Here is an 11,471-nt window from a genome sequence, read left to right on the forward strand (position 1 = left end):
GTGGAAGTTCGAGTCTTCTCCTGGGCACCAAATTCAGATCAAACCCGCGAAAGCGGGTTTTTTCGTTTCCGGGGTTTAAAAACTCCGCCAGCAATTGCCGCCTTCGCCGCACCTGAGAAACTTTATCGTTTATCCTTGCAACGATTTGTTTCATCTCAAGTGAGGAACACCCCGGATGATGATCCGCGATACCCGTCTCAAGACATCCCTTCTGCGTGGCCTGACCATCACTCTGCTGGGCCTGACCCTGCTCTCGCCCGCCGCCTACTCCGCCGACAAAATCTCCCTGACCTTGTACAACGGCCAGCATAAAGAAGTCGGCGACGAACTCGCCAAGGCCTTCGAAGTCAAGACCGGCATCCACGTCAACGTGCGCAAAGGCAGCAGCAACCAGCTGGCCAGCCAGGTCGTCGAAGAAGGCGACCGCTCCCCGGCCGATGTGATTTACACCGAAGAGTCGCCACCTCTGAACAAACTCGGCGAGCAAGGCCTGCTGGCCAAGATCGACGCCAGCACCCTCGACGTATTGCCCAAGGATTATGTCGGCAGCAACGGCGACTGGATGGGCGTGACCGCGCGCACCCGCGTCGTGGCTTTCAACCCCAAGCTGATCGCCGAAAAAGACCTGCCCAAATCGGTACTGGATTTCGCCGGCCCCGAGTGGCAAGGCAAGGTCGGCTTCGTGCCCACCAGCGGCGCGTTCCAGGAACAAGCCGTGGCTATCATCAAGCTGCACGGCCGCGAAGCTGCTGAAGAATGGCTGACCGGCCTGCGCGCCTTCGGCAAGGTGTACAGCAACAATATGGTTGCGCTCAAAGCTGTGGAAAATGGCGAAGTGGCGACGGTATTGGTGAACAACTACTACTGGTTCGCCTTGAAGAAAGAAAAAACCAACCTGGATTCCCAACTGCACTACTTCACCGATGGCGATGCCGGCGGCCTGATCACCGTGTCTTCTGCGGCCGCGCTGAAATCCAGCAAACACCCCAAGGAAGCCCAGCAACTGCTGGCATTCATGGCCAGCGAAGAGGGCCAGCGTGTGATCACCAACACCTCGGCCGAGTACCCGCTGCGCAAGGGCATGCAGTCCAACCGTGGCCTCAAGCCGTTCAGCGAGCTGCAGCCGCCGAAAGTCACCCCTGCAGACCTGGGCAACGCCGAAGAAGCCCTGGACCTGGAACGTGACGTTGGCTTGAACTGATGAACCCATCGCTATCCGCCGCCGGGTTTATACCCCGGCGCAAACGCCCGTCGATCTGGCTGTTGCTGCCCGTGCTGTTGCTGGTCGGCCTGAGCCTGCTACCGCTGGCCTATGTCGGGCTCAAAGCCTGGCAGGCCGGCTGGGCGGAGGCGATACATCTGCTGTGGCGGCCCTATGTGTTCGGGCTGCTGCGCAACACCTTGGCGCTGATGGTTGGCGTCACACTGGCCTGCGGCGTGATCGGCCTGTCCCTGGCCTGGCTGCTGGAACGCAGCAACCTGCCAGGGCGACGCCTCTGGGGCGTGATCCTGTGCTTGCCGTTTGCGGTACCGGCGTTTGTCAGCAGCTTTACCTGGGTGTCGCTGAGCGCTAATTTCGAAGGGCTGGGCGGCGCGATCCTGGTGATGAGCCTGTCCAAGTACCCGCTGGTGTTTCTGCCGGTCGCGGCCACCCTGCGCAATCTGGACCCCTCCCTGGAAGAGTCCGCGCGCACCTTGGGGCTGAATCGCTGGGGTGTGTTTTTCCGGATCACGCTGCCGCTGCTGTGGCCTTCGCTGCTGGCCGGGGCGCTGCTGATCGCGTTGCATATGCTGGTGGAGTTCGGCGCGCTGTCGATCATCGGCCTGCAAACCTTCACCACTGCGATCTACCAGCAATTCGAACTGGAATTCAGCAACGCCAATGCCGCGATGCTCTCGGCGGTGCTATTGGTGATGTGCCTGACCCTGTTGTGGCTGGAGCTGCGCGTGCGCGGCAAGGGCCGGCATGTACGCATTGGCCAGGGCGCCGCGCGGCACGCCGAGCAGGTTCGGCTGGGCAAATGGGCGGCGCTGGGCCAGGTGTATTGCCTGGCGCTGGCGATCATCGGCAGCGGCATTCCCTTGGGCATGCTCGGTTACTGGCTGGCGGTGGGGTCATCGGCAGCGTTTCCAGTGGCCGAGATCGGCGCGGCGTTGCTGTCCTCGCTGGCGCTGTCTCTGGGCGGTGCGGCGTTGTGCCTGGTGCTGGCGGTGCCGGTGGGGCTGCTGGTGGTGCGCTACAAAGGCCAACTGGCGATCTGGGCCGAGCGCCTGCCGTACCTGCTGCACGCCCTGCCCGGCCTGGTGATTGCGCTGACGCTGGTGTATTTCGCGCTGCATTACGTGCCGGCGCTGTACCAGACATCGGCGTTGTTGCTGATCGCTTACGCGCTGCTGTTTTTGCCGCTGGCCCAGGCGCCGATTCGCACGGCGCTGAACAAGGCTGCACCACAGCTGGAAGAAGCGGCACGCACGCTGGGCGCATCGTCGTTCGGCGCGTTTTGCCGGGTGACCTTGCCGATTATTTTCCCGGCATTGGGCGCGGCGTTTGCGCTGGTGTTTCTAGATGCGATGAAGGAATTGACCGCAACCTTGCTGCTTAGCCCGACCGGGCTGAACACCTTGGCCACTGCTGTTTGGGCGCATACCTCGAATGTGGAGTTTGCGGCGGCGGCGCCTTATGCGGCGTTGTTGATTCTGGTGTCGGGGCTGCCGGTGTATTTGCTGACGACGCGGATGTATCTGAGCCGCTGAAATCGCTATCGGGAGCAAGCCCCCTCCCACATTTTGACCGCGGCGCCTATCACATGTGGGAGGGGGCTTGCCCCCGATGAGGCCAGAGCAGACAACCCTAAGCCCGGAACTGCCCCAGGCTCGCCTTCAACTGCGCCGCCAACCCATCCAGCACTTTGCCACTGGCGGTTGTCTCCACCACCGCCTGCGCGGCACGCTCGGCCTGGGCATGAATCACCTCGACCCGCCCACGCACCGCATGCGCGCCCTGCGCCTGATGCTCCGCAGCGCGCGTCGCCAAACCGATCGCCGCGTGCACCTGCTCCACCGACGCCTGCACCGTCTGCTGCAAGCGCACGCTGTCACGCAGCACCAGCAAGCCCTCATTGGCCTGGCGCCCGGCCTTGCCGATGGTCTCCACCGCCTCGCGCGCGCCCTGCTGCAGCGCCACGATATGCGCCTGGATGTCGCCGGTCGAACTCTGGGTCTTGCTGGCCAACGCCCGCACTTCGTCTGCCACCACCGCAAAGCCCCGGCCGGTCTCACCGGCACGCGCGGCCTCGATGGCTGCGTTGAGTGCCAGCAGATTGGTCTGTTCGGCGATGCCGTGAATCACGGTCAACACCACCTCGATCTGCTGACTTTGCGCCGCCAGCCGCTCGATCACCTGGGAGCCCGCCTGTACCTGCCCGGCCAGCGCCTCGATCAGGCCGCCGACTTCAGCCGAGGTGCGTGAGTTCTCATCCGTGGCCTGGCGAATATCCACCACCTGCTGCAAGGCAGCCTGCATGGCGTGGCTTTCGGCTTGGGCCTCGTCGGCCATCTGCGACAGCGCGCGCAAGCTCTCGGCCACCTCATCGCGCTGCAGGCCGGCGGCCTTGTCCGCCCCGGCATTGCGCAAGGTCATCGCGCCGATTTCCACACCAGTGCGCTGAGCCACGTCGCCGGCCTCGCGCACAATGGGTTGCAACTTATCCACAAAGCGATTGACTGCCGAGGCCATGTCGCCGATCTCGTCCTTGCTGCTGATTTGCACACGCTTGGTGAGGTCGCCCTCGCCCGCCGCCAGGTCGTCCATGGCCGCAATCAACAATTTAAGGCGATTGACCACGCGGCGCCCCAGCACCACGGCGATCAATACCAATACGCCAAAGCCGACCAACGCGAGCCCCATACCGATGCGCCAGCGCAAGGTGCCGGCGGCGTCCTGGACGGCGCTGGTGGTATTGGCGGTCATTTGCGTTGCGGTGGCTTGCGCCGACTGCAAGCGTGCGCCCATGGCGGCGGCACTATCGGCGGCGGCGCCTTTGAGGCTGTCGCCGACCAGTTGATCTCCGCTGGCGATCAGCGCGGCAAAACGCTTGTCCAGCGCCGCCAGGTCCGTCTCTACAGCGGCGGTCGAAACCCCCATGCGGACTTTGCCGATCTCTACGCCGTTAGGGCTGATGGAGGCTTCGACGTAAAACACTGAGGGATCATTTTTTGCCGCATCGAGGACTTTATCCAGGGCACGGTCACCCTTGCCCTTTTCCAGCAACGCCTGGTTGATCGGATTTTCACGGTTGAGGTAACGGGTCAGATGCTCACCCGCCGCGTCGTCATACACCACGAACAACACGTTGGGATTGCGCTGGGCGCGCCGGGCGAACTCGGAAAGGGTCGGCACGTCACTGTCCCACATGGCGCGAGGCGCGACCGAGGCCAGCAGTTGTGCCATGTCATTGGCAGAGTCGTGCAGGTCTTTTTCCAGAGTCGCACGTAGTTGCTTCTGCTCTTCCTGCAGACGCGTGGAGAGCCCTGCGGTCAGGCGCTGGCGCGTACTGGTAGACAAGCTGTCCAGGCTGGACGTGACTTCCTTGCCGGCCTGCGCCAATTCGCCAGACAATTTCTGGCTGTCGATGCCCAGGCGATTGCCCAGATCAGCTTCCAGCGCCGTCACCGTGCTTCGGGTTAGAGCGACCGCCACCAGCACTTGCACCAAAAGGGCGATACCTAGGGTAACGAACACCGGCCGCAACAGACGGCTTTGTAACAATGAGAGAACGGCAGACATCGGTAATCCCTCCACCACGGGTGCCATTAATTTGATAGCACCGCGAAAGAAAGAACCAAAGCAAGGGTCGTGCCGCCCAGGCAGCAGATATGAAAAAGGACTCCCGAAGGAGCCCTTTGCTTTTTACATCAACAGCTTATTACGCGAACGGATGACGCAGAACGATGGTTTCGTTGCGGTCCGGGCCCGTCGAAATAATGTCGATCGGCGCGCCGATCAGCTCTTCAACGCGCTTGATGTAGGCACGGGCGTTAGCTGGCAGCTCTTCCAGGGTCTTGGCGCCCACGGTCGATTCGGTCCAGCCCGGCACTTCTTCGTACACAGGCTGCAGGCCTACGTAGCTGTCAGCGTCGGTCGGCGCAACGTCGTTGCCTGCTGCATCCTTGTAGCCGACGCAGATATTGATGGTTTCCAGGCCGTCGAGTACGTCCAGCTTGGTCAGGCAGATGCCCGAGATGCTGTTCACATCGATAGCGCGACGCAGGATAACCGCGTCGAACCAGCCGCAACGACGCGCACGGCCAGTAGTGGCGCCGAATTCGTGACCTTGCTTGGCCAGGTGCGCACCGACGTCGTCGAACAGCTCAGTCGGGAATGGCCCCGAACCCACGCGGGTGGTGTAAGCCTTGGTGATGCCCAGGATGTAGTCCAGGAACATCGGGCCAACGCCCGAACCGGTAGCCACGCCGCCAGCGGTGGTGTTGGAGCTGGTCACGTACGGGTAGGTGCCGTGGTCGATGTCCAGCAGCGAACCCTGGGCGCCTTCGAACATGATGTCTTTGCCGGCGCGACGCAGGTCGTGCAGTTCGGCAGTCACGTCCAGCATCAGCGGCTTGAGCAGCTCGGCGTATTCCTTGCACTCGGCCAGGGTCTTGTCGAACTCGATGGCCGGCTCTTTGTAGTAACCGACCAGCATGAAGTTGTGGTAATCCACCAGTTCACGCAGCTTGTCTTCAAAGCGCGGCATGTTGAGCAGGTCGCCCACACGCAGGCCACGACGTGCAACCTTGTCTTCGTAGGCCGGGCCGATACCGCGACCGGTGGTACCGATCTTCAGCTCGCCACGCGCCTTTTCACGGGCCTGGTCCAGCGCAACGTGGAAGGACAGGATCAGCGGGCAGGACGGGCTGATACGCAGGCGCTCGCGCACCGGTACGCCTTTCTCTTCCAGCTTGGTGATCTCACGCAGCAGGGCGTCAGGTGCAACTACCACGCCGTTACCGATCAGGCACTGCACGCCTTCGCGCAGGACGCCCGACGGGATCAGGTGCAAGACGGTTTTTTCGCCATCGATGACCAGTGTGTGGCCAGCGTTGTGGCCACCTTGGTAGCGCACTACGGCGGCAGCATGTTCGGTCAGCAGATCAACGATCTTGCCTTTGCCCTCATCACCCCATTGGGTGCCCAGGACTACGACATTCTTACCCATAACACTTGTCCTCATTCGCGCAAACTTGGTGCCGGCGATGGCCGGCAGGAAAACTCAAGAAGCCAGTGGCGATACTTGCCAAAGCCCGTTCTGCAGAATCAATTGCCGGTCGCAGTCCGCTTCACGGGCGGCGGCCAATGGCTGTCCAGGCAAGGCCTGGACGACACGCTGACCCTCACTGCGCAACTGGCAAACCTGCTGCCAGAGTGCTGCGTCCGTACTGTCGGGCATCCAGATGCCACCAGACGGCAGCTCGACCTCAGCACGCCCCAGGGTCACCAGGGTTTTCAAATCGGTAGAAAAGCCGGTCGCCGGACGTGCGCGACCAAAATCAGCGCCGATATCGTCGTACCGACCGCCTTGGGCGATGGCCTGGCCAACACCCGGTACAAATACCGCGAACACCACACCCGTGTGGTAGTGGTAGCCGCGCAACTCACCCAGATCAAAGTACAGCGGCAGCTCCGGGAAGCGCGCCGACAACTGCTCGGCAATCGCCAGCACATCGTCCAGCGCAGCCAATACCGGTGCCGGTGCATTGGCCAGGCGCTCACGCGCGGCCACCAGCACTTCACGGCCGCCGCACAGGTTGACCAGCGCACGCAGCATGCCGGCGAGGTCCGCAGGCACACCCTCGGTGAGGGCGATGACCTCATCGATGGCCTTGCGTTGCAGGGCATCGAACAACTGTTGCTCCACCTCACCGGACAAACCGGCCGCACGGGCCAGGCCACGGTAGATGCCCACGTGGCCCAGGTCCATGTGGACATCCGGCACGTCAGCCAGTTGCAGCATCGCCAGCATCAAGCTGATCACTTCAACGTCGCTGCTCGGGCTGGCGTCGCCGTACAACTCGGCACCCAACTGGATCGGGCTACGCGAAGACGACAAGGCACGCGGCTGAGCATGCAGCACGCTGCCGGCGTAGCACAGGCGGCTCGGACCTTCGCGGCGCAGGGTGTGCGCATCGATGCGCGCCACTTGCGGCGTGATGTCGGCACGGAAACCCATTTGCCGACCCGATTGCGGGTCGATGACCTTGAAGGTGCGCAGATCCAGGTCCTGGCCCGCGCCGGTCAGCAGGGATTCCAGGTACTCGATATGGGGGGTCACGACAAACTCGTAACCCCAGCTCTGGAACAGATCCAACACCTGGCGACGCGCTACTTCAATGCGCGCAGCTTCTGGTGGCAGTACTTCTTCGATGCCATCTGGCAGCAGCCAGCGGTCTACCGTTGCCATTACGCCATTCCCCTTTGATCCGGGCGGCCAGCCCTCGGCCGAGCCTTGAGTGAAGCAGAAAATACCCGCCCCCTGCATAAACCACGCGCAAGAGCGACGTGACGAACGACCTGTAACCGGCCTCGTCGGGCACATTCCTCGAAAAACCTGTCACGCCTGCCGAATCAAACATGCAGACGCAAAAAAGCCGGGAATTTCCCGGCTGCCGCATCATACACCCGTTTTCTGAAAGGATCACCCCGCCAGGCGTTTTAGCCGCCCGACGGAATGTTCCTACAGAGTCACAAGCGGGTTACTTGGACTTTTCCAGGTAGCGGAAGAAGTCGCTGCTTGGATCAAGCACCATGACGTCGGTTTTGTTCGCGAAGCTTTCACGGTAGGCACGCAGGCTACGGTAGAACGCGTAGAACTCCTGGTCCTGGCCGTAGGCCTTGGCGTAGATCGCCGCGGCTTGAGCATCACCATCACCACGCGCCTCTTCAGACTCGCGATAGGCTTCGGCCAGCAGTACGCGACGCTGACGGTCGGCATCCGCACGGATACCTTCGGCCAACTCGTTACCCTTGGCGCGGTGCTCACGGGCTTCACGCTCACGCTCGGTGCTCATACGCTCGAACACGCTGCGGTTCACTTCCTTCGGCAGGTCGATAGCCTTGACCCGAACATCGACCACTTCGATGCCCAGCTCTTTCTCTGCCATGGTGTTCAACGAACGCGTGATATCCGCCATCAGCGCATCACGTTCACCGGAAACCACCTCATGCAGGGTGCGCTTACCAAACTGGTCACGCAGGCCCGATTCCAGACGGCGCGACAAACGCTCGTCGGCAATCTGCTTGAGGCCGGAGGTCGCGGTGTAGAAGCGCTCGGCATCCTTGACGCGCCACTTGGCGTAGGCGTCAACCATCACAGCTTTCTTTTCCAGGGTCAGGAAGCGTTGCGTCGGTGCATCCAGGGTCATCAGGCGGGCGTCGAACTTGCGCACCTGGTTCACGTAGGGGACCTTCACATGCAGGCCTGGCTGGACGTCCGCCTGGACCACGCGACCGAATTGCAGCAGCACCGCACGCTCGGTCTGAGCCACGATGTAGAAGCAGTTCCAGGCAGCGATGACCACGACGACGCCCACAATCAGGGCGGTCAGCGATTTATTGCTCATCAACGACTCTCCCTGGTACGTGTTTGCTGTTGCAGCAAGTCAGCGGCCGCACGGGCGCTCGCTTCGTTGGCAGCAGCAGTGGAACCGGTGGACGGTGCGCTGGTACTGCTACGACCACCTTCGATCATCTTGTCCAGCGGCAGGTACAGCAGGTTGTTCTGCCCACCTTTGCTGCCGGTCACGAGAACCTTGCTGGTGTTGCTGAAGACTTCCTGCATGGTGTCCAGGTACAGACGCTCGCGGGTGACTTCGGGTGCCTTGCGGTACTCGGCGACCAGTTTGGTAAAGCGATCTGCCTCACCCTTGGCGCGCGAAACCACTTCGTCACGGTAACCGTTGGCATCCTCAAGGATGCGCTGGGCCTGACCACGGGCTTCCGGCACGACGCCGTTGGCGTAGGTTTCAGCCTGGTTGCGCGAACGCTGCTCGTCTTCACGGGCGCGGATCACGTCATCGAAGGCTTCCTGCACTTCACGCGGTGCCGCTGCGCTCTGTACGTTTACCTGGGTAACGGTGATACCGGTGCGATAGGTGTCGAGGAACCGTTGCAGGCGCTCCTTGATTTCGCTGGCCATCAATTCACGACCTTCGGTCAGCACCTGGTCCATGGCGGTGGAACCCACCACATGGCGCAGGGCGCTTTCGGTCGCGTGTTGCAGGCTGATTTCCGGCTGATCAACGTTCAGCACGAAGTCCTGCAGGTTGGTGATCTTGTACTGCACGGTCAGCGGCACTTCGACGATGTTCTCGTCTTCGGTCAGCATCTGGCCCTGCTTGGTGTAGGCACGCTCACGCGTGACGTTCTCCATGTACTTCTTGTCGATCGGCGGGAAATAGATGTTCAGGCCCGGGCCGACCGTTTCGTAGTACTTGCCGAAGCGCAGCACCACGGCTTGCTCCTGCTCGTCCACCACGTATACGGCGCTGTACAGCCACACGGCCGCCAGCACGACAAGACCCAGGCCGAGCAGGCCATAGCCGCCGCCCTTGCTTGTGCGACCGCCGTCGTCACCACCACCACGTTTTTTTCCACCACCGAACAACCCATTCAGGCTTTCCTGCAGCTTTCGGAAGGCCTCGTCGAGATCTGGTGGCCCCTTGCGGTCGCCATTATTGCGGCGTTTACCACCCCAAGGATCCTGATTATTCGAGTTGCCACCCGGCTCATTCCAAGCCATAGCGCTCTCCATCTGATAAAGCAAAGACGCACCCACGGCGCGCCGACCAATGCTACAGAATGCCTGCTACTGCGGCACAACCGCTTTCGGAGGCTTTTATTGCAAAGTGTGTTGTTCGATGAACTCTGTCGGTACTACGCCCTCACGGCTGACCAGCCGGTTAAGCTCCGCGCGCGGCAATCGAACGGCCAGCAAGCTGACACCTTCTTCGTCGTGTTCTTCTTTCTGTACCGCGCCCAGCTCGAAAAACTGTGCACGCAGTCGAGCAAAACGCTGAGGCAAGCGCAAGGTGCCGACGAACAAATCACTGCCGAGCAATTCGGCGATGGCCTGTTCAAGCAGCTCCAAACCACTGCCATCGCGCGCCGACAGCCATACCCGCTGGGGCTTGCCGTTCTCGTCGCGCTGGATTTGTGGCTCAACGCCCTCAAGCAAATCGAGTTTGTTATAGACCTCGAGGATCGGCAAGTCCTGGGCACCAATCTCGCCCAGCACCACCATCACCTGCTCGATCTGCAGCATGCGATCCGGTTCGGCCGCATCGATCACGTGCAACAGCAGGTCGGAATTGCTCGACTCTTCGAGCGTAGACCGAAATGCCTCGACCAGCTTGTGGGGCAAGTGACGAATGAAACCCACGGTGTCGGCCAGGACAATCGGCCCCAGGTCGTCGATATCCAGACGGCGCAAGGTCGGGTCGAGGGTGGCGAACAGTTGGTCGGCCGCGTACACGTCGGATTTGGTCACGTTGTTGAACAGCGTGGACTTGCCGGCGTTGGTATAGCCCACCAGGGACACGGTAGGGATATCCGCACGCGAACGCCCACGCCGCGATTGCTCGCGCTGGCTGCGTACCTTCTCGAGGCGACCCTTGATCTGGCGCAGGCGTACCCGCAGCAGACGGCGGTCGGTTTCGAGCTGGGTTTCACCCGGGCCACGCATACCGATACCACCACCCTGACGTTCAAGGTGAGTCCAGCCGCGAACCAGCCGGGTGCTCATGTGGTCAAGCTGGGCCAGTTCGACCTGGAGCTTGCCTTCATGGGTACGGGCGCGTTGGGCGAAAATATCGAGAATCAGGCCGGTGCGGTCGATCACGCGACACTCGAAAACACGTTCGAGGTTACGTTCCTGACTGGGCGTGAGGGTGTGGTTGAAGATCACCAGATCGGCTTCTTCGGCGTGGACCAGGTCGCGCAATTCCTCGACCTTGCCGCTGCCAATCAGGAATTTGGCGGTTGGCCGATGACGCGGTACGTTAAAAAACGCAACGGTCTCGGCGCCGGCCGAATTTGCCAACTCCTGAAACTCCTGCGGATCTTCGCGCGCCTCAGGGTCCTGTCCATCCAAGTGAACGAGGATTACCCGCTCACCACCACCGTGGCGCTCAAAGAACAAAGGAGACTCCTATCAGGCGTTACCTGGCTCAGCGTCACCGACTTCGTCACCCGCTGCGCTAGGCAGACGGATTGGACGAACTGGAACGACTGTCGAGATAGCGTGCTTGTAAACCATCTGGCTGACGGTGTTCTTCAGCAGGATCACGAACTGGTCGAACGACTCGATCGTGCCTTGCAGCTTGATACCGTTGACCAGGTAGATGGAAACCCCCACTTTCTCTTTACGTAAAGTATTCAAGTAAGGGTCTTGTAGCGAATGCCCTTTTGACATGTGCCG

At 61.5% G+C, this 11,471-nt stretch carries 9 protein-coding genes and 1 tRNA gene (1 of these 10 running past the window's edge); 3 read left to right on the top strand and 7 right to left on the bottom strand.

Annotated elements, in window-relative coordinates; genetic code table 11:
* The 3 genes from AC0IYH_RS19845 to AC0IYH_RS19855 form a co-directional block, all read left to right on the top strand.
* Positions 1-30 (top strand) — tRNA-Leu (locus AC0IYH_RS19845); it begins 157 nt to the left of the window's first position.
* A gap of 145 nt (positions 31-175) precedes the next feature.
* Complete coding sequence (locus AC0IYH_RS19850; RefSeq protein ID WP_471835853.1) at positions 176-1,201, top strand: iron ABC transporter substrate-binding protein; 1,026 nt, start codon at positions 176-178, stop codon at positions 1,199-1,201.
* On the top strand, positions 1,201-2,754 hold the full coding sequence (locus AC0IYH_RS19855; RefSeq protein ID WP_471835855.1) for an ABC transporter permease: 1,554 nt from the start codon (positions 1,201-1,203) through the stop codon (positions 2,752-2,754). Before AC0IYH_RS19850 ends, AC0IYH_RS19855 begins: the two co-directional genes overlap by 1 nt.
* 97 nt (positions 2,755-2,851) lie before the next feature.
* Here the strand turns inward: AC0IYH_RS19855 and AC0IYH_RS19860 are convergent, their stop codons facing one another.
* The 7 genes from AC0IYH_RS19860 to hfq form a co-directional block, all read right to left on the bottom strand.
* The gene (locus AC0IYH_RS19860) at positions 2,852-4,786 is read right to left on the bottom strand and encodes a methyl-accepting chemotaxis protein (RefSeq protein WP_116627336.1); all 1,935 of its coding nucleotides are present in this window, start codon (positions 4,784-4,786) and stop codon (positions 2,852-2,854) included.
* A gap of 139 nt (positions 4,787-4,925) precedes the next feature.
* Entirely contained in the window at positions 4,926-6,215 is a 1,290-nt protein-coding gene (locus AC0IYH_RS19865) for an adenylosuccinate synthase (protein ID WP_122774797.1), read from the bottom strand.
* A 54-nt stretch (positions 6,216-6,269) separates the two neighbouring features.
* Positions 6,270-7,457, bottom strand: coding sequence for an ATP phosphoribosyltransferase regulatory subunit (locus tag AC0IYH_RS19870; protein WP_116627338.1), 1,188 nt, complete (start codon positions 7,455-7,457; stop codon positions 6,270-6,272).
* Between the two features lie 292 nt (positions 7,458-7,749).
* A complete protein-coding gene (hflC, locus tag AC0IYH_RS19875; protein ID WP_010213607.1) occupies positions 7,750-8,616 on the bottom strand; it encodes a protease modulator HflC in 867 nt (288 codons plus the stop codon).
* Positions 8,616-9,794: an FtsH protease activity modulator HflK gene (hflK, locus tag AC0IYH_RS19880; protein WP_116627339.1), complete on the bottom strand. Its 1,179-nt coding sequence runs from the start codon at positions 9,792-9,794 to the stop codon at positions 8,616-8,618. Before hflK ends, hflC begins: the two co-directional genes overlap by 1 nt.
* A 96-nt stretch (positions 9,795-9,890) precedes the next feature.
* Entirely contained in the window at positions 9,891-11,192 is a 1,302-nt protein-coding gene (gene hflX, locus AC0IYH_RS19885) for a ribosome rescue GTPase HflX (RefSeq protein WP_116627340.1), read from the bottom strand.
* Positions 11,193-11,204: 12 nt separating this feature from the next.
* Positions 11,205-11,465, bottom strand: coding sequence for an RNA chaperone Hfq (hfq, locus tag AC0IYH_RS19890; protein ID WP_071482778.1), 261 nt, complete (start codon positions 11,463-11,465; stop codon positions 11,205-11,207).
* Between the last annotated feature and the right edge of the window lie 6 nt (positions 11,466-11,471).

It is taken from the genome of Pseudomonas sp. AC463 (genome assembly GCF_979253585.1).

Excerpts from the sequence above, each read along its gene's own strand:
- AC0IYH_RS19850 (WP_471835853.1), top strand. The coding sequence starts at position 176 with ATGATGATCCGCGATACCCGTCTCAAGACATCCCTTCTGCGTGGCCTG.
- AC0IYH_RS19855 (WP_471835855.1), top strand. The coding sequence starts at position 1,201 with ATGAACCCATCGCTATCCGCCGCCGGGTTTATACCCCGGCGCAAACGC.
- AC0IYH_RS19860 (WP_116627336.1), bottom strand. The coding sequence starts at position 4,786 with ATGTCTGCCGTTCTCTCATTGTTACAAAGCCGTCTGTTGCGGCCGGTG.
- AC0IYH_RS19865 (WP_122774797.1), bottom strand. The coding sequence starts at position 6,215 with ATGGGTAAGAATGTCGTAGTCCTGGGCACCCAATGGGGTGATGAGGGC.
- AC0IYH_RS19870 (WP_116627338.1), bottom strand. The coding sequence starts at position 7,457 with ATGGCAACGGTAGACCGCTGGCTGCTGCCAGATGGCATCGAAGAAGTA.
- hflC (WP_010213607.1), bottom strand. The coding sequence starts at position 8,616 with ATGAGCAATAAATCGCTGACCGCCCTGATTGTGGGCGTCGTCGTGGTC.
- hflK (WP_116627339.1), bottom strand. The coding sequence starts at position 9,794 with ATGGCTTGGAATGAGCCGGGTGGCAACTCGAATAATCAGGATCCTTGG.
- hfq (WP_071482778.1), bottom strand. The coding sequence starts at position 11,465 with ATGTCAAAAGGGCATTCGCTACAAGACCCTTACTTGAATACTTTACGT.